Consider the following 22,339-nt stretch of genomic DNA (forward strand, 5'->3'; position numbering starts at 1 on the left):
ACTACTCTCCAACCACTTTCGATTTGTTCACGACTTGCTGCATTCTTGAAGACTCAACAAAGCAGTTTCTCTGATAAGACTCGACAAGCACCTGGGAAGGTGCACATCGCTCGGTTTTAACTTTATGAAGTGTCACTTTCACTAACGCATCGCTGCGTAATTGACTTTCCTGCTGATACGAAACACGGTGATTTTTAAGTGTTAGTTCAGGAAATGCCATCAAAGTCTGCTCAAATAGCGCCTTAGTTTTCGCTTGGCGATAAACAAACGTATAACGCGCATCGGCATTTTGCTTTTCAATGCTTTCAATGAGCTGGGTAAGATAGGCTTTGCTCGCTGATTTATTCTTAATATTCAGCTCTACGGTGTGGTTCTCTTGATACACAAGTGCTTCAACGCCATCGCCAATGAAATACCGTTCCGTTGTGCAGCCAAACATCAGAAGACTGAGGCAGATACATAAAACTCGAGTTCTCATTGAATGAATCCTCCATCAGATAGAAGTCTCATCGTCGCATCCGATGCGGGCGCTTGATACTCGTCCCCTTCTAGGTTTAACCAACGCACCATAGTCGGTGTTTTCCTCATATAAGGCAGTTGAATATCCGTCGAGCGAGTTGGTTTAACGAGATTAACCGTTGCAACAATGATCAGCTCAGTACGCTTTCTCTCTGTAATAGATTTTCTAAATGCTGCCCCTAGAACTGGGATATCACCAACCACTGGTATCTTTTGCAGCTCTTCGTAGTCCGCGCTGCTCATTAGTCCACCGAGAATAAAACTCTCACCATCACCCAGCTCCACTGTCGTCATCGCGCGGCGTGAGGCGAGCTGAGGCACTTCTATGCCTGCGGCTTTCACATAGCTTTCTATTTCACTTACTTCAGGAAAAAGCTGCATTTTAATCTTGTCTTCGCTCAAAACTTTCGCGGTTAGATCCAGCTTTACACCAAACTCTTTGTAGGTGATGTTGACGTTGTTGGCCGTGGTAATAATGACCGGGACTTCGCCACCTACTAAGAAGCTCGCTGACTCACCTGATAGAACCGTCAAATTTGGCTCTGCGAGAACTTGAGCCACACTGTCATTACCAAGCGCGGAGATAATCGTAGTCAGGTTTTCAGCTTTAAATTGGTCGAACACGAACTGCCCAACACTGCTTCCCACCGTTTGCCAATCAACACCAATGGTTTCGCCGAAGTTCTCAGTAACTTGAGCAACTGAAATTTTGACGTTTACCTGTTGCGTGGTGGCAACTTCCAAACGCTCAATAATGCCTTCCCAGGTCATATTGCGCGCGAAAACCATGCTTTCTGGCTCTTCGAGTTCCATATTGGGAAGCTTGAACTCCAGTTTTTCTGCTTTATGCCAACGCTCTGTTTTTTCACGACCAAGTAGTGTTGCTACCATGCGATAGATGGCATCTCGCTCTTCCTCAGAGTTCACTACCCCGCTGACCGCAACTTGTGAGCCTATTGATTGGACCTTGATATCGAGGTCAGGAAAATGAAAAGCAAGCTGACGTCTAACTTGTGATAAATCGAGATCCACAATGATCTTGTCTGACAGCAGAACATCTTGCTCAGTGCCATAAACAATCAGGCGTGCTTGCCCTAAGCTAGAGGCAAATACGACGATGGTATTTTCATCAATGACTTTATAGTCGGCGATTTGAGGGTTACTAATAAACACCTTACCAATCGTATTTGGCAGGTTAATGTGCGTGCCCCCATTGAGCGTAATGTACCTGTCCGCAGCATTACTCATTGAAGTGAAGAGCAAACTCGCTACCAACAAAACAACATGCGGAATGAATAAACGTAAAGACGACATCAGAAGCCCTCTGCTGACATAGTGAGTTTTCCTTGGCCTCGAAGCTCTTCGACACCCGTAAAGTTGTCGATAATGTTTCGCACTTCCACTTGAGTTCGATGTTGGTATGTTTGACTGCGGTAGACTTCGATATGCATAGTGCGCTGTGCCAGCGCTAGACGAGGAATTTGGTCTGGATCGACTTCGATAATGATGGTCGCCATATCATCGGTACTGTTTGAGGTTGTTGCTCTGATATTGTCTTTACCACGAGCGGCACCTTCTAAGTTCAGAACCTTCACTTTCGTTAGGAACATGTCGGCTTTAACGCCATTAAAAAACTGCGGTTTATCTGAGGAAGACGCGAGATTAATCGTAGGAGAACTTACGGTTAAAATATCAACATAAGTACCTGGGCGGATGTAGTCATTAACCATGTTGCTCGCGTTAACGCGCAATGGGTATAAAGTCATGCCTTCGGTGATCAAAAGGTCAACGTACCCTGGCTGCCCCTGTTTCGTCTGATACTCAGGCAAAACGAGTTCACCGCTTTTGAGTTCGCGGTTGAGCAGTGTCGAAGGGTTAAAATCGATATTCACGTCGGATTTGATGCCATAGTGACGAGCTTCACTGAGAGGTAACTGCTCTTTTTTCACATCGCTTGTCGTAATCTCTCGACCTTTCGCTAAGTCATCAAGGGTACGCCACACTGAGACATATCTTTCTTCAACAACGGGTTCTGCTTGTTGAGTGACCACCGTTTTATCGTCGGGATTATCTAATAGACCCAAGAAGCCTACTACGCCGACAAACAGTGCTAGCAAAGCAATGACAAAAACTATCCTTTGTCTCATGGTGTACATCCACTCTTGTTATTTTATAAGGTTGTTAAGTAGTGGTTTAGTATCGGAAAATAGAAGCCTAAACTGATTGCAATTCCGTAAGGAAGCCCTGGAGCTGTAACCGGAATACCTTGCAACTGACGAACTTTAAACCAAGCGAAATAAATTACGGCAAGAAATCCGCCAGACAGTGCTGTCAATACAAGTGCGGGTATCAACCATTGAGTAGGTAATGTGAGCGCAAGTACTGCAGCGTACTTAATATCGCCAGCCCCCATCACTCTCAGGCCAAATATGACTAACCCTGAAAGCAATACGACCAAAAAGCTTGTGACATAGATTTGGTCAAGATAGATACCGAGAAGCTGAATGACAAGCAGTATGCCAATAAGCCTGTTAGGCAACCTATTCTGTTTAAAATCATAGAATGAAAGTAATAGGCAAACCGAAACAAGTAACAGAATGTATATTTTCATCAGCACTGCTAGTAGCTGAGCCCCGATATAAAGAGCTCAGCTCGATAATTATAGGCTGCTGGCAATACCGCTAAATAGACCTTTGAGCGCGCTGATAAAGGTGCTCGAATCTCCAAATATAACAGTTAGAGCAGCTGCCATTGCTGCTGCAATCAAACCATATTCGATGGCTGTAACACCACGCTCGTCGTTTTTAAAGTCGTTTAAAAAAGCTACTGCTTTAGTTTGTAATTTAGCCATCATGATTTAGTCCTTTCAATGTTATTCAACAATAGGCAGTTCGTATTTTATGTTAACCGTACGGCGCTGAGAAAATAGCAGCTATTGATTTTATCGATAGCCAGAATGATGTTTAAAGCTTGTAACTTTGACAATAACGTACAACAAACGAGTTTAATTCATTTATTTCAATTACTTAACCAACAACGCACACCATACCAAAAGGGACATTTCCAATTGGAGTCATTATTCTTGCGTGGCACAGATCACACTTTACAGCAACACAACACATGTTTTCGGAATGGCATTCACACTTTATAATCGACAGAGGCGTTTATTAAGACCATCTTGGTTTATTGAATTGGCTCGACTTTATATAGGTAACAGAATGTAAAGTAACGGGTTGTCATCGACCAAACGGCAGGTTACTGTATGTCAGCGTAGTGCAAATTATAAAAGTATAACTAGGCACATCCTATTAGGTTGGTTCATTAATGAAACTGCAGTTTGAAAATATTATATCGTTTGTTGCTGTTGTAGAGTCTGGATCTTTTAGCTCTGCAGCACGAAAAATGGGTAAATCTCAATCTACCGTCAGCACCGCGGTGCAAAATTTAGAGTCTGATTTAGGCTTTATTCTATTTATCAGAGAAAGTGGCAAAGTAACGTTAACCGATAAAGGAAAACGTTTTTATCACCTATCGACTCCCATCGTATCTAAGTATCGTGACTTGCTCTCCGTTGCTGGGCAAATGAGTAAGGCTGAAAATATCGTATTTCGAATCGGCGTTGACCCATTGGTTTTTACCGAAAGTGTCAAGAAAACACTGTTTGATTTCTCAGAAGCATTTCCAAATATCGATCTTGTGGTCGTTACCAAGCCAAGTTTCGTTCTGAGTAACTACATCAATGAAGGTAGAATTGATCTTGCTTTAGGTAACCCTTATCACAAAACAAATAACGAGTTTAATACCGATGAGCTGTTTCAAGTTAACTGTTGGTGGGTAGGACATCCCGATCTCATACAATTTTCTGAAAGCAGTTCTTGGCGCGTGCTGCTGATGGATGGTGTGGACGATCTACTCAACTTGTCGGATTTTGCTGCTCGTGGTTCTTGGCGTTTTGATGACATCAGCACCATTGTCGAACTTTGTAACGAAAGAAAAGGCATCGCCTTCTTACCTGAGCATGTTATCGCTCCTCTCAGTGACAGCAATCAATTGGCAACAATCACTAACAACACCGAGTTCTTTGGTAGAAAAGTCGTCGCTTCACTGTTTTGGCCGGTGCACTCAGAGTTTGGTTTATATAACCAGTGGATCAAAAATAAGCTTAAAACCACAGTTGGGGTGCAACGTTCGTTTGTTGCAGACCTAGCCAATTAGATGCTTTTTGTGACGCACACAGGGTAACGAAGACCTTTCGTTACCCAAAACGTGCCCAAGATCTCTCACCCCTTTATCTCATCCTAAATGATTTCATTTAAGGATGATTTATAAGCAATCATTCCGTTAAATAATCCAAGATGCTCTACTTATAATCATAAAAAGGACATCTTGTGACATTCGTTAAATCCCTTATTTCTATTTCTGTCGGAGCCGCTATGCTGTGGGGCTGCTCTGGCGAATCGACATCACCTGCTGACCAAGGTGGCACAACAAGTTATGCGTGTAGTGCTGACGTTGCAACAGCCTCTGACGATCTTCGCATCTATCAAGTCATGGTTGAAAGTTTCGTTGATGGTGACCCTGCTGTAGGGCATGGCACAGGTTACGGCACCAGTCATCACATGGGTGATATCCAAGGCATTATTGACTCTCTCGATTACATTCAAGATTTAGGTATGAACGCCGTCTGGCTAACACCAATCTTTGATTCTGTGCCCGTCGATGGACAAGACCACTGGGCTGATCGTCTTGATGCAACAGGATACTTCGCGACTAACTACTTTGCTATCGACCCGCGATTTGGAACCATGGACGATGCTAAAAAGCTAGTAGAGGAAGCGCACAAGCGTGGCTTATATGTCTTCTTTGACGGCGTATTCGGACATCACAAGGACAATGTAGTCGCCTCCCCTTCTGGTAATCTACCAGTAGGCAGTAGTAACCCTGTCAGTTATCCAGAGAGCCTTCCTTTCTATAAAGAAGTAGCAGAGTACTGGATTAAAGAACTCAAAATTGACGGCTGGCGCTTAGACCAGGCGTATCAAGTTCCTACCGATGCATGGGCCGAAATCCGTAAAGCGGTGGATGAAACCTCTAAAACCGTCACCTATACAAATTCTGACGGCGATTTAGTTAACCCGCTTGGCTACATGGTTGCTGAAATTTGGGATGGTGAAAGCAATATCGCCAAAAACGGTTACGGCTCAGCGGAGAGTCCGGCCCTTTGCTCTGCGTTTGATTTCCCGATGCGCTATCGCTTGGTGCAAACCTTCGCAGTTGAAGAGTCCGGTTATGGCTCAAACCAAGGCGGTATCAAGCTAGCAGAGGGTATGCAAACCCATAGCGCGTACCCTTCACATGCTAAACCTAACCTAATGCTAGGTAACCACGACTTAGTACGCTTCGGGGATCTTATCCAACGCGGAAACCTAGCAGAGCCAACTGATGCTGGCTATTGGCAGCGACACAAAGCCGCCATTTCGTTTTTAGCTGCCTATACGGGTCCAATTACGCTTTATTATGGTGAAGAGATCGGTGATGAACTGCCGGGCTTTGCGGATAGAGTAACGACTGATTGTGCGATTAACGGCGTTTGTGATGATCACGTCGCTCGAATGAGCGGAATCATCGAGGGTGTAACTGGCGACAATATCCTCACCGCTAACCAAACGGATTTGAAAGACTATGTGAAAGAGCTAATGACACTGAGATCTCAACACTCATCACTTTCACAAGGTGAACGTACTAACGTTGTCGCAACCACATCGGCTTACGCCGATCTGAAAACGACTTCGGATGAGTCTGTACTTTATGTGGTCAACACCACTGACAGCAATCAGACGGTTGCGGTTACAGAGGGCAGTATTAGCTTTAGCGGCGAACTCAAAGACTTACAGTCCAATGAAACCGTAGCGTTAACTTCTGGGCACTTCAATATTGACCTAGCGCCTTTTGAAGCTCGCTTCTTAATGTTAAGCCAATAATCACTGGTATACGCCCATTAAAAAAGCCGCCTTCGAAATACAAGGCGGCTTTTCAATTTGTTTAACTGAGATTAAGCAAGTGCTGGGTAAGTCTTATACTTCACACCCATCATCTGCTCCATACAGTGCACAACTTGGCAACTGTAACCAAATTCGTTGTCGTACCAAATATAAAGTACGCAGCGGTTATCTTGAGCAATCGTTGCTTCACCATCGACGATTCCTGGGTGGCGCGCGCCAACCAAATCAGTCGAGACAATCTCCGTTGAGTCTGTGTAGTCGATTTGAGCCGACAATGATGACGTCAATGAAACTTCACGAAGATAAGCGTTCAGCTCTTCTTTTGTCGTATTGTTTTCAAGGTTTAGATTCGCAACCGCCATAGATACATTTGGGGTAGGAACACGAATCGCGTTACCACTTAGTTTGCCAGCAAGTTCTGGAAGCGCTTTAGCCACCGCTTTTGCCGCGCCTGTCGACGTCAGTACCATATTCAACGATGCTGAACGACCACGACGGTCACCTTTGTGGTAGTTGTCGATTAGGTTTTGATCGTTAGTGTAAGAGTGAACAGTCTCAATGTGACCAGAGATGATGCCATACTTATCGTTCACTGCTTTTAGTGTTGGGGTAATAGCGTTCGTTGTACAGCTGGCTGCTGAAACAATAGTATCGCCTGCCAAAATCGTATCGTGGTTAACACCAAACACGATGTTCTTGATATCGCCTTTACCAGGTGCCGTAAGCAGTACTTTTGAAGCGCCGTTACATGCTACATGCTGACCTAAACCTTCAGCATCACGCCATACACCCGTGTTATCAACAACAAGCGCGTTGTTAATGCCGTACTGAGTGTAATCGACGTCTTGTGGGCTGTTTGCATAGATGATTTGAATGTAGTTGCCGTTAACGATCAACGCTTTATTCTCTTCATCAACAAGAATACTGCCATTGAACTGACCGTGTACCGAGTCACGGCGCAGTAAGCTCGCACGTTTTTGAAGGTCGCCATCACGGCCTCCACGAACAACAATTGCGCGCAGTCGTAGCGGGTAACCAGGGCCACTCTTTTCTACCAAGATACGGGTCAACAAACGGCCGATTCGACCAAAGCCGTAAAGCACAACATCACGGGCTTCCACAGACTCAGAGCTATCGATGCTCTCAGTAAGCGCCGTCATCAAAAAATCACCAATGTTATGGTGAGTTTCATTCGTCGCCCAATATTGGCTCGCAAGTTGGCCAACATCGATACAGCATGGCGACAGCTCTAGCTCGATCAGTTTCTCGATGATTGGGGCAGTTTGAGTAATGTTGACAGTGGTTGTGCTGTGGTGACGTGATAGTCGGTGAGTTTTGATGATGTCGATTGTGGTGGCGTTGACGAGTGTCTTACCAAACAGAAGAACTTCGACGCCCTTCTCTCTGTACAATCGGCCAAGAAGCGGCATGATTGACTCAGCGAGTGTTTGATTTAATTGCCATTGATTTTGGTGGATTTCAGTTTGCGAGATGTTGCTATTACTCATAGTAACCTGGGGGCCTCTCTAGATTAAAGGCTCGCTATTTCTCGTATGTAGGGTACAAGATATATTGAGCAGAACGGGGATGTAATCGTGTTGTTATTTTTTATGCGACGCAGTGTAACAAACAGGTACTTAATCTGCTAGTAAAAATAAATCAGAGGAAATGAATAAAAAAATGTGACTTGGATAGAATATTTAGCGGTGAGAGACTCGACCTTAGTCGTAAAAAATAGTGACCAAGGCCGAGGTTATTTTATGAAACCAATCAAGAAATAGCAGCAGTTAATTGGCAAACCATATTCACTAATAATGGTTAAGCGGATTCAAACTCGTCATTATCTTGTTTTTTGATGGCTTTATGACCATCTTCAGATACACCACGTTTCCAGTAGCTGCTGATGTAGATATCTTGACGCGGGATCTCTTTTTCATTTCTGAAATATTGACGCAATGCGCGCATCTCGTCGAACTCGCTGGCACACCAAACAAAAGGTTCGCCCTCAAGCCAAGATAGAGTTTTGGCTTTATCCGACAGCGACCCTGTTGTCCAAATGACATCGATTCCCTTTGGCACCTCGATATCCTGCTTGTCCGCCATATCTTCAAGCTGAACGACCGCATAACCTTTCGCACTGGACGGTAACAGAGAGAGTTTTACTATTAAGGCTGGCAAAGCCGTCATATCGGCATTAAAGAAGAACCAATCTTTTTCAGTATCGACTTCTTGCAATGTACCCGGACCGACAATGGAAATCGTGTCACCAACTTGAGCTGCCATTGCCCAACGTGCACCAAATCCACAAAGCTTGTCTTCCGTCACGTGAGTTACAAAGTCTACATCTACTTCACCCGCTTGCTGATCAAGACGACGAATAGTGTAGGTGCGCATCTTAGGACGGTTATCCATCGATAAACCTGCCACGTCAGTACCACCTTCTTCATTAAATAGCAGCTTAATATACCCCCCAATGCTTTCACTTGGGAACGCGGTAAACGCATCAGACTGTAATGTGATACGAAGCATGTTAGGTGTCAGTGTTTCGACACGAGACACTGAGGCAGTTTTCGGCGACGGCTTTTTCATGTTGTTCTCTTAATGATTATTGTTTTCATTAAGTCTAACACATACTCAAGGAGCAAGAGTTATGATTTTGAGTAGTTTAGTCCTGAATTTACAGACTTTTACCTTTGTCAGTCTGGGTAAAACGTACCTTTTATGGCACCTATATTGGGGTGCTAACTTTGTAACACGCAGATTCCGCATACCACTCTTAAGTTTATTTTTCTACAAAGCATTGTTCATAATTTGACCAGCATCAGATTAACTCCTATGTTTGATAAACCGCTCACAACAATGGAGGTAAAACATGAAAAAAATGAGCAAGGCGTATCGCATGCAAATCATCAAAGAAGTTGCTGAGAGAAAACGTCGAGATCAGTTCGACGACCCGATGGCGGTGTACATCAATCATCTATTAGATGAACGTCCACAAGCCGATAATGTCGTAGAGTACAAACAAGAATTTAGCGGAAGCTACTTTGATGAAAGTATTGGGGGATGGATCAGCAAGACTTGGCAGAGCAAATAACAATTACAGATTATATGACCACCTATAAGACACCCGTCTAGATAACTGGGAAAGAGCTACGAGCTCACGATAAGGCGCCGAATTTAAGGCGCCCCCATAACAAACACTACCCTCTTACTGCTATCACCTCTATCTCAACTTTTGCATCCATCGGCAGCCTCGCTACTTCAACACAAGAGCGCGCAGGAAATGACGACTCGTTATCAATAAAGAACTGCTCGTAGGCTTGATTGACTCGACCAAAATCATTGAGATCTTTTACAAACACTGTTGTTTTAACAATACTACTTGCTAATAGACCATCAGCTTTAAGAATAGCCAACGCGTTATTCAAAGACTGTGTCGCTTGCTCGGCAACATCATCCGGCATCGCTTTCGTTTCTGGGTTAATGGGTAGCTGTCCGGACGTAATAACCATGTTTCCGAAAGTGACACCTTGTACATAAGGTCCAATAGCCAGTGGAGCATTTTCAGTAGAAATGGATTTCATTGCATTATTCCTAATAAATCGTTTTTATCCTGATATTCGAGATGCTGACTGCGCACTAAAAGCGCGAGTCAGCGGTATGTTTTTGATGATTATTGAGTGAGGTCTATCCTGAAAAACTTGGCAACATGCCCATCATTGAAAGGACATGGAAGATAGCGGTAAGCACACCAAAGCCAATCACAATCATGATCATGGCGTTACCGCCAGGTGCTTTGAACCCGTCGCCACCTGCATGTACAACACGCGTTTTACGCGCTAGAAGCGCTGGAATAATACATGCCCATACAGTGGCAGCCGCACCGGCATAACCAATGGCAATAACGAACCCAAATGGGAACAGTAATGACAATATTAGTGGTGGGAAGAAGGTCACTAACCACGTTTTGGTGCGTCCCGCTTTATCGTCGCCGAACTTAAAAAAGTCCGCTAAGAAATCAAAAACGCCTAACCCTACGCCGATAAAAGAAGAAAGAATGGCGGCCATAGAGAACGTATTAATTGCATTCGCGACCTGCTCTGACTCAATCACAGAGCCTAGTGCTTTTAAAAGTGCATCCACATTACCGCCCTGCTCTATCACAGGTCCGAAGTTGGCACGTGGTAAGTTTCCGAAGATGCTAAACAACCAAAGAAAATACAGGCTAAGGGCGATCACTGTACCGCCAAGAATGGCATACTTGGCTTTAGTTTCATCGCCGTAATAAGCTCGCATCGATGATACTGAGTGGTGATAACCAAAAGAGGTAAGCGCAACAGGCAGCATCGCCATGGCATACGGTGCGTACGCGTTCTCTTCACTAATGGTATCAAATAGTACTGCCATATCGACCTTGACCGCCAAACCTGAAACCCCAAAGACAAAGCTGAGGATCATAAAGGCGATTAGCACCACTGAAATTCGGTCAACCGCACGAGTCGAGTGCCAAACAAAGGCAGAAAAGACCAATACGAACAGCGCTGAAGCGATCTTCGCATTCAATCCCAACACATCTTGTAAAATAAGACCTGAAGAAGTGATATAGGCGTAAAGTAAAATTCCGCCGACGAAATAGACAGTAATATTGTTCAACAGGTTTACCTTACTGCCTAGAAGATCTTTGGTCACCGTATCGAACGATACTTTTAGTTCATAATGTTTGAATGCCTCAAGTAGCATCCATCCTGATATAGTCATCACAACCATGGTAATCGCGATTGCCAACATAGACCAAACTGTCCATGCTCCTGCGCCCGCACTGGGTAGTCCAAGCATCCCTGCGCCCACACAGACGCTGGCGATGATGCATGCGCCACCAATTAGCGACGGATTCTTTTTCATCATACTGCTCTCTTTGATTCACGTTATTGGATTAGGGTGATGCACCCTTAACTATTATTTTTATTGTTTTAAAGGAAAAGAACGCAACCAAATGGCTGCGTTCCTAAGAGGCGATTATGCTTCTTCGAGCACTTTAGCTTCTGCTTTTGGGGTAACGACTTCGACTTCTTTTAGTCTTGCCGTAAAGTGACGAAGCACTTCTGGTTCATAGGTGAAATCGAGACCTTTCACTTTATGCGCGTTCTCTTTCACTTTTTCGAACGCTTCAATAACGTAGTCCATATGCGTTTGCGTATAAGTCGCACGAGGAATCGTTAAACGAAGCAGTTCAGCTGGACAAGGATGCTGTTTACCCGTTGCTGGATCGCGACCCAATAGCAAAGAGCCAATCTCTACTGTACGGATACCGGCCACTTTATACAGCTCACAAGCTAAGGCATGCGCTGGGAACTGGTCTGCTGGAATGTGTGGAAGCAGTTTACCTGCATCAACAAACGCAGCGTGTCCACCAGCCTGCTGACAAACCACACCAATCGCTTCTAAGCCATCTACCAAGTATTGAACTTGCTTGATGCGGTACTCTAGCCAATCTTGGCGCATACCATCATAAAGACCGACAGCCAAACGCTCCATAGCGCCGCCTTCAAGACCACCGTAGGTTGGGAAGCCTTCCTGGACAACACATAGAGTGCGGCACTCAGTATAAACATCCATCATGGACTCATCTTTAAAGCAAAGCAGGCCGCCCATTTGTACCATGGCATCTTTCTTCGCAGACATGGCAAGGCCATCAGCATACTTGTAAGATTCGCGAGTGATTTGCTCAATGGTCCAATCTTGATAACCAGGTTCACGCTGTTGGACGAAATACGCGTTCTCTGCGTAGCGAGCTGAGTCCATAATCACAGGGATGTCGTATTTCTGCGCAATCTCATATACCGCTTTTAGGTTCGCGATAGAAACCGGCTGACCACCGGCTGAGTTACAGGTAATCGTGCTCACGATGTAAGGAACGTTTGCAGGGCCCGCTTCAATAATTGCAGCTTCGAGCTTCTCGAGGTCGAAGTTACCTTTGAAATCTGCATTTACTGCGGTATCAAACGCGTCCTTGGTGTAGACGTTTTTCGCAACACAACAGTTAACTTGAGTGTGGCCTTGAGTGGTATCGAAGAAGTAGTTAGACAACGCCACCATCTTGGTGCGGTCTAGCCCCTTCTCTTTCTCACGCTTTTTAATCAGCACAGGAATATAAATCTGCTCTGCGCCACGACCTTGGTGAGTTGGGATTGTCAGTTCATAACCGAAGATGTCTTTTACGGCATTAGACAGAGCGTAATAACTGCGACTGCCACTGTATGCTTCATCACCACGAAGCATCGCTGCTTGCATCTCTTGCGTGATAGAGCCGGTACCACTGTCGGTTAGAAGATCAATAAATACATCTTCACTGTCCAACAAGAATGGGTTCATACCCGCTTTAATGATAGCTTGCTCACGGTATTCACGAGTCGTACGTTTTACTGGCTCAACAACACGAATGCGGAATGGTTCTGGTAGATGCTTGAAGTTTTCCATTTTAATTCACCTAATATTTAATTCACCTTGCCAAGCGTTATTAATTATTAATCGACAAGATAAATTTTATTTACAGATAACCCTATCTAGAAATATATCCAGATACGATTTGATTTTTTATTTTGAGTTGTACTGAAATGCCGAGTTCGAAAACTCCTAAAACTAGGATTGCAACAGGTAAAGCATACGCTTTGATTGCAAGCTAGAGTCAAAACAGGGTTGTCGACGGTAGCAGTTCAGCTAGACGCACTGGATTGTGCGAGAGAGAGGGTTATCTCGAAGGAAAGAAGAAAGCGATTTTGTAGTCTAGTGTGAACCAGCTACTGATTGAGTTGAACTTATTCATAGTTTTACCTACTTACAATATTCGAAGCTTTGATATTAAGCTTTTCGAAGTAACTGTGTGTATTATCTATAACTTACCGTACAAGTCATTACTATAGGATATAATTTGAGAAGTCGCTAACAAAAAAGTTGATTATCTCGAATGGACTTAATATAAACCAATAAATACTTTGAAGCAGATCAATATAGCGTACTAGTTAATAAGCGCAGCGATAACACCTAACACTTTAATTATTAAATGGAGCTCAGATTTTGACTCCTGCAATCTATTGCAGGAATGTCTGAACTAAAAATGACACTACTATTTTACTACCCCATCATTTTGCATAAATTTAATCACTCTCGACATCATAGCGTCGAAGTAAGGGTTCCAACTCAGACGCGCACTTACCTTGTCCTGTTCAAATAACCCCCACGCAGTGTAGGTGAGTGTTGGCATTCCAACGCAATCAACGGTGTAAACCTCCCCTTCTACCTCTCCACCACACTGCCGCATTAGGCCTCGCTCACCATAGAGAGGATTATCGGCTCTGTAGAGAACTGAAATGTGTGAGCCACTTTCTATGTTCTGTTCTGGCAGTTTCATTGAGCTTTGAATCACACGTGCATCTGGGTAGGACTTTTCCCCATACCACACCAATCGGCTATTGGGGTGCACGAACTCCGTCCGAAACAGTGAATAAACAGACTCGGTGTCGATGAGCTCGTCGTTTTCGGACACCATTAGCAGTGCGGGTATGGTCAGTTGATTAGACTCCAGTGTCTCTTTTACTTCTTTTGTAGTTTGGTAGTAAAGCGACGCACCATGCATCGCCAGAGAGTCGTATCGAGTGTAGTTTTGCTCTTTTGCAATATTGACCCAGTCTACAAACATGCTGGCGGCACCAGCAAATCTGACAATAAAATCATCCGGACTATAGGCAGGAGAAAACAACACAAGACCTTCAATAGCATCTGGGTTGTTTGCCGCATAGGTGGTCACTAAGTTAGTGCCGGTAGAGAATCCACCTAACCAAACTGTGTCGACGTCGTTTTGAAGTATGGCGATCTGATTCGCAACCGACTTTCGCCAATCTTCCAGCGTTGGTGACATGAGATCAGCGGGTCTAGAACCATGCCCAGGAAGCAGCATCACGTGTACTAGATAACCTTCTTCAGCCAATACTGGTGCAATATCAATGAAAGAGTAAGGAGAGTCCCCTAACCCATGTACCAGCAAGATACCTTTACCATTGGGGCTTTCAGGCTTGAGGCGATAAGGGCTCACCGCCGCCATTTCTGCGTCATATCCAGCGCCATGAAAGACACGAGTTTTATCGAGCCATTGAAAAGTATCATCGACATAGGCGTCGAATGTAGATTGTGAGTAAGGGGCAATCGAGCCAGAAACGGTGTACATTTCTGGCTCTTGCTTGATGATGGGATTGGTACAGCCGGCGAGTGCTAAAACTAAAGTTCCTAAAAGGACTTTACTCCAACTCGTTGCTTCTAAGCTTTTATTCAGGTTAGCCACCAGCACCGGTCATTTGATGATCTCGGAAATACTCTTCAGCATCCATCACTTTGCCGTCTGGTAACGCACACTCTTTGGTGTCCGGCATATAGCCGCCACCCATTGCCTCACAAAAACGAGCTGAGCTATCGGGGCCTTCTTTATGATGCTCACGAAAGTACTCCCAAGCATCCACTTCTTCGCCCGAAGAGAGTTTACACATCCCTGTATCTAGGTTGTACATACCATGCTTTTCACAGTAGACCGCCGCAGGGTTTGCCATACCAACAGGCTCTGATTTTGGTTCAGATTTTGCGCAGCCAATCAGCATTGCAGGTCCTATTGCTAGCACACCGATACAACGAATTAGTGTACGACTTTTCATAGTTGTTCTCCTTGTTCGCCCTACATTCATAAACTTAGAAGAACTTAGGCAAACTTCAACCACGTTTATGATTGCGCCTCCACTAATAGCTTAAAAGCTGTTCAAGTTCGAATTCCGAATCGAAGCAGGTAACACATGTTCGATTGTGAGAGGGTAACGCGGAGTATGTTACTTGTATCTTTGGGCGGATACTTGAAAATTCATGAGTAAATTATTAGTAAAAAGGTCGCAGATATGAACGGTGTTCGTTTATGGCATTTCGCTCAAGCTTCACTTGGTATCGTACAATGGGTTGGAATCGCCATCCTTATCAACCCAATCATAATTGAAAGAACCGCAAGTGGCGCACTGCTTGGGCAAGTGATGGCGCTCATTGGAGGCGCAGGTTTGCTCGCCCCTCTTATTGGCGGTATCGCGGACAAGTATTCTTGTCACCGAATGATGCAGCGCATGGCTCTTTTTACTCACTATATCGCCCTGCTTATTCTCTATTTTGCTGAAACCTCAACCACTATTTACTGGATCGTTGGCACCCTAATCGGTGTTGGCAGTGTTGCTCTACTGGTACTCAATCCAACCTTCGTCATTGCATCAAGCAAAAATCAGCAAGAGGAAGGACGCGGACTCGCCAATCTTTATCAATGCCAATTTTTCGGGATTGTTGTGACGGGGCTATTGGTCGCTCTAGCTGACTATCTGTCTGTCAGCACTGATAACCAACTGCTGATCCTTATGGGTCTCGTGCTAGTTGTATTAACCATGGTGACAATTACCCCTCCACCTAAAGTAGAGGTTGCTTCAGGTTCAGAGCACGCGAGCAGCGAGCTGGAGCAAAAGTCAACATCAGCAAAGAAAGCCCTACCGTGGTTTTTGTTTCTGCTTGCGGTTTTCTTCTCTATGTTCCTGTCATCCAACCTCATGGAGCTCGGTCCCCTTCTTATCAAAGAAGTGTATAAAGTTGAAATTGGTAACTCGGCACTAGGCATGGCTGTCTCAGCCGTTATCAGCATATTCATGCTTGAATCCGCTGGTCGCTGGATGCAGAAAAGTGGTCCATTCAAGGTCTGGTACGCAGCACAGGCTGCCTACCTTGTTGTAGGTTCTCTATTCTGGGTGACATCAGGCCACGATGTTGGCGCGGTATTACCCATCGCTCTGCTGGTTGTTTTGATGCAGGCGATGTCTTGGAATGACATGATCATTCCAGCGATTGCTGGACGTTTAAGCCCGAACTCACCAGCGCTTACTCAAGGCCTATTGATGCTTTGTATGGCGGGTGGTTTCGGTGTAGGCGCTATGTTGGCTGGACTATCCATCGACAAATTTGGCTATGCGTCGGTATTTACCTTATCGCTTGTTGGTATCTTGATTGCACTCACTTGTGTTGCTGGTTTGGTTATGGTGTCTAGACCAAAAACAACCAGCGTTGCTTCTGCCTAACATTACGAGACTAGACGATGGAGCATCACCGCGGCTATATAAGACCGCTGCTTTATCGTCTTGCATTCGCGAAGAAAAAAGCAGCATTTGTAGCCGTATATGATACCTCTCTCCAATCAATCTATTAAATTTCCGTCAGTTATGTCATTTTTCTTACTGGATGGACCATTCAACTCATTTCCTAATATATAATCCCGAACAATTGAGTTAAATCTAAGAGTATTATGTTTTTAGCGCCATACGTATCAAGTAACAACGAACAGTTTGAATTCACTCGCCAACAAGCAAGCCATTTTGCAAAAAAAGTCGCGGGCGACTTCAACCCAATCCATGATGAAGACAACAAGCGCTTCTGTGTGCCTGGCGATCTGCTTTTCGCAGTGCTGCTTCAAAAAGAAGGCATCAGCCAAAAAATGCGTTTTGACTTCTCTGGCATGGTTGGTGACGGTGTTGCGCTTAATGTTGTTGAGAAAGGCGAGCATGAGAGTGCGGTTGTCGATGCGTCTGGCAAAGAATACCTTCAAATGACTCACACAGGTGAAGTAAGCCAAAACCAAGAGTTTATTGAGCATGTCGTAACGAACTACGTTCAGTTTTCTGGCATGAACTTCCCTCACATCATGGTTCCTCTTATGCAGGAGCAACAAATGATGATCAACTGCCAACGTCCTCTAGTGATATACGAGAGCATGGAAGTAGAATTCGATCGTCTCGACCTATCCCACCCTGAAGTTGAGTTTACAGGCGCAACATTTGACGTTGATGGTAAACGTGGCGTCGTTACTCTTAACTTCGCATTCAAAGAAGACGGTGCGGTTGTTGGTAAAGGCATTAAGCGTATGGTAGCGAGTGGTTTAAAGCCTTATGACAATGACGCGGTAGACGATCTTGTCGCGCGCTTCAATGAGCGTAAAACTCAGTTTCTAGAGCTACTCAATAACGCAGCATAATTTAAAAAGCCCTGTCATCTGACGGGGCTTTTACTTTGAATATCAATTAAATCCAGCGTCGCACCTTAACCTTATAGGTACGGTAGTCTTCTCCAAACATAGCTTCTAGCGCTCGCTCCTCAGGGCGTATCTGAAAACGATTCATATACGGCACAAACAGGCAAGCCAATGCGATTGCCAGTCCATCCTCAAGCCAAAATCCCCAACTAAGCAATAACGCAAACAGCGCCACGTACATTGGATTGCGAGTTTTAGAGAAGATCCCGCTATCGACGATACAACTCGCTTTATCTGGCTTGGTAGGATCGACGGTTGTCTTGGATCGTTTAAATTCTAGAACTCCCGAAATACCCACATAACCGCTGAGAGAGAATAACCCCAACACCCAAATGCTTTTTAGTGGGATATGCATATAGAGCCAACCATTGTCGAACTTAGCAAGTAGGTACATGGCAGCAGCTAAAATAAGAAAAACCAAGACAGGTGGAACCTTTAGCTCTAGCGCTTTCACTATTAACTCCTTTATCAAAATCAAAAAAAGCGCCCGGTGGGCGCTCTTTGATGTTACTGACTCAGTAATTGCAGTACCGCTTGCAACGGGTGCTTGGTAGCGGTTTGTTCAAATCGTTTTACCTGGCTTCGGCATGAATAACCTGTCACCAAGCAGCGCTCTTTTGGCAGTTGGTCTAATTTCGGTGCCCAGCTCAAGCCGTAGATATCTTTTGACATCTGTAACTTATCCGACTCGTGACCAAAGGTGCCCGCCATGCCACAGCAGCCAACGGGTACTGTCGTCAAACGGCCGCCAAAGTGACTAAATATGGCGCCCCACTCTTTCTCTGCGTTTGGCATCTTGGTTTTCTCTGTACAGTGCGCAAACAGATACCATTCTTCTACATCAGCTATGGCTTTTGGCTCTGATTCGGCGAGAAGTGGAATCATCCACTCGTGTACGGTTAGTACATCGAAATCGCCACGTTCTGAGCCGAGGATTTCGTCATATTCGTCGCGATAACAAAGAACCAACGCAGGATCGACGCCGACAAGAGGCATGCCCAAAGCCGCAACTTGCTCTAAGAACTCTGCTGTGCTCTTCGCTGATTTGGCAAACTTCGCCAAGAAACCTTTGATGTGTGTTGCCTTACCGTTCGGCTTAAACGGCAACATCACAGGCTTTTTGCCAAGCTTGAGAATCAATTTAGCGAAATCTTCCACCACCTGCGCATCATAAAAGCTGGTAAACGGATCTTGTACAATACACACGTAGTCTTGACGTTGCCCTTGCGGAATGGCTTGTAGCTGTTCCAAGTTAAACTCAGAAATTGGCTGCTGCTTAATACGAGATTTCAGTGTTGGTACCGATAATAACGGCGCATCCACATAACCGACCGTTTTTGCTGTTAAGCTTTGTACAAGATTTTGCTTGAGAGCAAAGTTGACCACTTTTGGCACCTTTGCCATATACGGCAACATAGTCTCTATATTGGCAACCAAATAGTCTTTCGCCGGGCGCTGATAGCGCGTGTAATACAAGTTGAGGAACCGCGCTCTAAAGCTTGGTACATCGACTTTTATAGGACATTGGCTCGCACACGCTTTACACGCTAGGCAGCCATTCATCGCTTCGTAGACCTCGTGTGAGAAGTCATACTCATGACGCTTATTGAAGGTATTACGCCACTTTTCTATCAGGCCTTTAGCACTAGAGTTTTGCTTGGTCTCATTTTCTAAATCCAGAACATCAAAGCCTTGCTCAGATAACTGTCTCAACCATTCACGAACTAGGCCTGCACGTCCTTTCGGTGAGTGTCGGCGATCAGCGGTCACTTTCATCGACGGGCACATAGGCGACGCGGTGTCATAGTTAAAGCACAGACCGTTGCCATTGCATTCCATCGCCTGCGAAAAGCTGTCACGAATTTGAACCGGGATTTGACGGTCATAAGTGCCGCGCTTAACATCCGACACCTTCACGAGCTCATCTTCACTCTCAAGCGGTGTACAAATCTTACCGGGGTTCATCTTATTGAGAGGGTCACATGCGGACTTGATACGACGAAGCTCACCAAACAACTCTTCACCGAAAAACTCTGGTCCATATTCAGAGCGAAAACCTTTACCGTGTTCGCCCCACATTAAGCCGCCATACTTAGCGACTAATGCCACCACCTCGTCTGAGATTTGGTGCATCAAAGATTCTTGTTCAGGGTCGCACATGTCCAGTGCCGGACGCACATGCAGTACACCTGCATCCACGTGCCCAAACATGCCGTAATTGAGTTTGTGACCATCAAGCAATGTGCGGAACTCAGCGATAAAATCAGCAAGGTTTTCTGGTGGAACACAGGTATCTTCTGCAAAGGCAATTGGCTTCGCACTACCTTTCACTGCGCCTAGCAAGCCTACCGCTTTCTTGCGCATGTTGTAGATACGACCGATACTGCCAACATCATTGGTCACCTGATAGCCGATGATTCCGTCTTGTTCTGTTTTAAGCTTTTCATCAAGACTGTCAGTCAAAGCTTTAACCGCTTGCGCGACTTCTTCTTCATCTTGTCCAGCGTATTCCACCATGTTAAGACCAAGCATCTCTTTGCCTGGGACATCACTGATCAGGTCACTAACGGTATGCCAAACGATGTCTTGCTTCGCAAAATTTAACACGCGCGAGTCAACCGTTTCCACAGATAGCGCGTTCGCCTCGACCATAAACGGGGCATTACGCAGCGCAGAGTCGAAGCTGTTGTATTTCACATTGATAAGCGTTCGAGCTTTTGGAATTGGAGTAAGGTTGAGTTTAGCCTCAGTAATGAATGCTAAAGAGCCCTCAGCGCCACACAGAATGCGCGTGAAGTCGAACGAATCGTCGTCCGCTTGGTAGGCATTTTTTAGATCGTAGCCGGTTAGAAAGCGGTTTAATGGTGGAAACTTTTCGTTAATAAGTGCTTGTTGCGAAGTACAGACCTGTTTTGCAATTTCAACCGCCTGCTTGGCAAACGTGCCTTCATTCAACACATCAACAGATTCACTACTTTCAAGCAGTGAGCCATCGGCAAAAACCGCTTGAAGGGACAAAACGTGATCTGAGGTTTTACCGTATTTAAGCGAGCCTTGTCCGGATGCATCGGTATTGACCATGCCACCTAACGTTGCGCGATTACTGGTTGATAGATCTGGCGAAAAGAAATAACCAAACGGGCGCACGGCATCGTTTAGGGCATCTTTAACGATACCAGTTTGCACTCTCACCCAACCTTCATCTTCGTTGATTTCAAGCACTTTGTTCATATGGCGTGACAAGTCAACGACCACACCAGATGTCAGCGATTGGCCGTTAGTACCTGTACCACCTCCACGAGGGGAAAATGTGACGTTGCTAAACTTATCTTGGTTCGCAAGCTGACCAATCAACTGAACATCGTGCGTTGTTTTCGGATGGACAACGGCTTGTGGCAGCTTTTGGTAGACACTGTTATCAGTCGCGACCGCTAATCGGCTTGAATATTGAGTTTCGATATCACCGGTAAAGCCATTGGCTTCAAGTTGCTGTAAAAAGACCAGCACAGTGGGGTGTATATCAGATTGTGAGTGTAATCTTGGTAACATTAGCTTCCTGCCCCTTAAGTCTGCCGATCCACTCGGCAAAGGAGTAAATTGTGAGAATTGCCCTGCGTCGCAGACGTCTTAGAATTGCATACCCAAGTGCTGAAAATCCCGCATCTTGAATTCACTTGATTATATACGTCGCTGAAAGCACATCGATTTTACTTATCCCGTCACTTTACAACAATTAAAAATGTGATCAAATCGGAAACTCACAGTCATTACCTATGTTTTATGCCTTTTCAACACCAGAGCTTCGTGACACACTCCTAAGACTAAGGAAGACACCATAAGATCAAGCGGTCCGCAATGAAGAAAACAAAAGTAATCACTACAGAAGATATTCTATTAAAACTTTGCCAATCGGTTTCCACCGTCCTGACTTCTGCAACAGAATCCAGCGTCACCTATTCGGCCATGGTTCAGAAGATAACAAAAACGACACTTAAGCCGGACTACGGTTGCTTTGTTTTATTCGATGGCGGATTTTCGGGATTGGTGGTGATTAACTTTACGTCCAAAGCCGCCCTTGAGCTTTATACCAACTACATGCGTAACATGGGCATGCCTGAAGAAGAGCTAGCCATTCACCACAACTCTGACGAAGTAGGCGATGTACTTGGTGAATTGATGAACCAATTGGTTGGCGACTTTACGAATAAAGTGCGTAAAGAGCTGCAAACCAACATTACTCAAAACCAGCCAAAGATGCTGTCTATCAACAAGCAAGTCGTGCTCTCTGTCGACACCAACTTGGAACGCCCTCAAGCAAGACGCGTTACCTTCTCGACAGAAAACAACAATATCTTCTATCTTGAGTTTGCGATGGATAAGACGGAATTTATTCAAATGGAAGAGTTTGAAGTTCAGCCAGACGAGTGTCCAGACGCTATTATTGAGAAAGCGCGAACGGCTCAATCTGAGAAAGCCAAACCCAAAGCGGAAGCAGTCGACGACAACCAAGATCTCCTCGATCAACTCGGGCTGTAAAACGCACCTTCTTTGAATTTCTGTATGGCTGTGTGAAGTTTCATAGCCATACACACCTATTGTGACACCCTTCCACTTTTGCATAAAAGTCGCTAAAATATCCCCCCTTTTTCTTCCACGGTTGAGAAACTTCAGG

21 protein-coding genes are annotated in these 22,339 nt (G+C 45.0%); 6 read left to right on the forward strand and 15 right to left on the reverse strand.

Going from position 1 to position 22,339, the window contains the following annotated elements; genetic code table 11:
• Position 1: 1 nt before the first annotated feature.
• The 5 genes from LY387_RS09275 to LY387_RS09295 are packed head-to-tail and all read right to left on the reverse strand — an operon-like array spanning position 2 to position 3,373.
• Complete coding sequence (locus LY387_RS09275) at positions 2 to 478, reverse strand: hypothetical protein (RefSeq protein ID WP_234493859.1); 477 nt, start codon at positions 476 to 478, stop codon at positions 2 to 4.
• On the reverse strand, positions 475 to 1,833 hold the full coding sequence (locus LY387_RS09280) for a type II and III secretion system protein family protein (RefSeq protein WP_234493860.1): 1,359 nt from the start codon (positions 1,831 to 1,833) through the stop codon (positions 475 to 477). The genes LY387_RS09275 and LY387_RS09280 overlap by 4 nt, the downstream gene beginning before the upstream one ends.
• Positions 1,833 to 2,666, reverse strand: coding sequence for a Flp pilus assembly protein CpaB (gene cpaB / locus LY387_RS09285; RefSeq protein WP_234493861.1), 834 nt, complete (start codon positions 2,664 to 2,666; stop codon positions 1,833 to 1,835). The genes LY387_RS09280 and cpaB overlap by 1 nt, the downstream gene beginning before the upstream one ends.
• A 23-nt stretch (positions 2,667 to 2,689) precedes the next feature.
• On the reverse strand, positions 2,690 to 3,130 hold the full coding sequence (locus LY387_RS09290; protein ID WP_234493862.1) for an A24 family peptidase: 441 nt from the start codon (positions 3,128 to 3,130) through the stop codon (positions 2,690 to 2,692).
• A gap of 48 nt (positions 3,131 to 3,178) precedes the next feature.
• Positions 3,179 to 3,373 (reverse strand): Flp family type IVb pilin, encoded by a 195-nt coding sequence (locus LY387_RS09295; protein ID WP_234493863.1) that lies wholly within the window; start codon positions 3,371 to 3,373, stop codon positions 3,179 to 3,181.
• Between the two features lie 470 nt (positions 3,374 to 3,843).
• Between LY387_RS09295 and LY387_RS09300 the strand changes: the two genes are divergently transcribed.
• Together LY387_RS09300 and LY387_RS09305 are read left to right on the forward strand one after the other, a co-directional pair.
• Positions 3,844 to 4,734, forward strand: coding sequence for a LysR family transcriptional regulator (locus LY387_RS09300; protein WP_234493864.1), 891 nt, complete (start codon positions 3,844 to 3,846; stop codon positions 4,732 to 4,734).
• 218 nt (positions 4,735 to 4,952) lie between these two features.
• Entirely contained in the window at positions 4,953 to 6,500 is a 1,548-nt protein-coding gene (locus LY387_RS09305; RefSeq protein ID WP_234496092.1) for an alpha-amylase family protein, read from the forward strand.
• Between the two features lie 71 nt (positions 6,501 to 6,571).
• On the opposite strand, the gene LY387_RS09310 is transcribed toward LY387_RS09305, so the two are convergent.
• Positions 6,572 to 8,029, reverse strand: coding sequence for a glyceraldehyde-3-phosphate dehydrogenase (locus tag LY387_RS09310; protein WP_234493865.1), 1,458 nt, complete (start codon positions 8,027 to 8,029; stop codon positions 6,572 to 6,574).
• Between the two features lie 310 nt (positions 8,030 to 8,339).
• Positions 8,340 to 9,110 (reverse strand): siderophore-interacting protein, encoded by a 771-nt coding sequence (locus LY387_RS09315; protein WP_234493866.1) that lies wholly within the window; start codon positions 9,108 to 9,110, stop codon positions 8,340 to 8,342.
• Between the two features lie 283 nt (positions 9,111 to 9,393).
• On the opposite strand from LY387_RS09315, the gene LY387_RS09320 reads away from it, so the two are divergent.
• Positions 9,394 to 9,615 (forward strand): hypothetical protein, encoded by a 222-nt coding sequence (locus tag LY387_RS09320; protein WP_128649681.1) that lies wholly within the window; start codon positions 9,394 to 9,396, stop codon positions 9,613 to 9,615.
• Positions 9,616 to 9,721: 106 nt separating this feature from the next.
• On the opposite strand, the gene LY387_RS09325 is transcribed toward LY387_RS09320, so the two are convergent.
• The 6 genes from LY387_RS09325 to LY387_RS09345 all read right to left on the reverse strand — a co-directional run bounded on the left by LY387_RS09325 (position 9,722) and on the right by LY387_RS09345 (position 15,220).
• Complete coding sequence (locus LY387_RS09325) at positions 9,722 to 10,105, reverse strand: Rid family detoxifying hydrolase (protein ID WP_234493867.1); 384 nt, start codon at positions 10,103 to 10,105, stop codon at positions 9,722 to 9,724.
• Positions 10,106 to 10,208: 103 nt separating this feature from the next.
• Positions 10,209 to 11,423: an aromatic amino acid transporter gene (locus LY387_RS09330; RefSeq protein ID WP_234496093.1), complete on the reverse strand. Its 1,215-nt coding sequence runs from the start codon at positions 11,421 to 11,423 to the stop codon at positions 10,209 to 10,211.
• A gap of 114 nt (positions 11,424 to 11,537) precedes the next feature.
• Entirely contained in the window at positions 11,538 to 12,998 is a 1,461-nt protein-coding gene (gene tnaA, locus LY387_RS09335) for a tryptophanase (RefSeq protein ID WP_234493868.1), read from the reverse strand.
• 271 nt (positions 12,999 to 13,269) lie between these two features.
• Positions 13,270 to 13,344, reverse strand: a complete 75-nt coding sequence (tnaC, locus tag LY387_RS27255) for a tryptophanase leader peptide (protein ID WP_081936086.1) — start codon at positions 13,342 to 13,344, stop codon at positions 13,270 to 13,272.
• Between the two features lie 300 nt (positions 13,345 to 13,644).
• Entirely contained in the window at positions 13,645 to 14,856 is a 1,212-nt protein-coding gene (locus tag LY387_RS09340) for an alpha/beta hydrolase (protein ID WP_234493869.1), read from the reverse strand.
• On the reverse strand, positions 14,849 to 15,220 hold the full coding sequence (locus LY387_RS09345; protein ID WP_234493870.1) for a DUF333 domain-containing protein: 372 nt from the start codon (positions 15,218 to 15,220) through the stop codon (positions 14,849 to 14,851). Before LY387_RS09345 ends, LY387_RS09340 begins: the two co-directional genes overlap by 8 nt.
• Before the next feature lie 234 nt (positions 15,221 to 15,454).
• Between LY387_RS09345 and LY387_RS09350 the strand changes: the two genes are divergently transcribed.
• Complete coding sequence (locus tag LY387_RS09350; RefSeq protein ID WP_234493871.1) at positions 15,455 to 16,660, forward strand: MFS transporter; 1,206 nt, start codon at positions 15,455 to 15,457, stop codon at positions 16,658 to 16,660.
• Positions 16,661 to 16,884: 224 nt separating this feature from the next.
• Complete coding sequence (locus LY387_RS09355; RefSeq protein ID WP_234493872.1) at positions 16,885 to 17,610, forward strand: DUF3581 domain-containing protein; 726 nt, start codon at positions 16,885 to 16,887, stop codon at positions 17,608 to 17,610.
• Positions 17,611 to 17,656: 46 nt separating this feature from the next.
• On the opposite strand, the gene LY387_RS09360 is transcribed toward LY387_RS09355, so the two are convergent.
• Complete coding sequence (locus tag LY387_RS09360; RefSeq protein WP_234493873.1) at positions 17,657 to 18,121, reverse strand: methyltransferase family protein; 465 nt, start codon at positions 18,119 to 18,121, stop codon at positions 17,657 to 17,659.
• A gap of 53 nt (positions 18,122 to 18,174) precedes the next feature.
• On the reverse strand, positions 18,175 to 21,216 hold the full coding sequence (locus tag LY387_RS09365) for an FAD-binding and (Fe-S)-binding domain-containing protein (RefSeq protein ID WP_234493874.1): 3,042 nt from the start codon (positions 21,214 to 21,216) through the stop codon (positions 18,175 to 18,177).
• A 306-nt stretch (positions 21,217 to 21,522) separates the two neighbouring features.
• Here LY387_RS09365 and LY387_RS09370 point away from each other — a divergent pair, with 306 nt between their 5' ends.
• Positions 21,523 to 22,203 carry a DUF3334 family protein gene (locus LY387_RS09370; protein ID WP_042475468.1) on the forward strand — a complete coding sequence of 227 codons (681 nt, stop codon included), beginning with the start codon at positions 21,523 to 21,525 and terminating at the stop codon, positions 22,201 to 22,203.
• The last annotated feature ends 136 nt before the right edge of the window (positions 22,204 to 22,339 follow it).

Source organism: Vibrio maritimus (assembly GCF_021441885.1).
In the GTDB taxonomy this organism is placed as follows: Bacteria; Pseudomonadota; Gammaproteobacteria; order Enterobacterales; family Vibrionaceae; genus Vibrio; species Vibrio maritimus_B.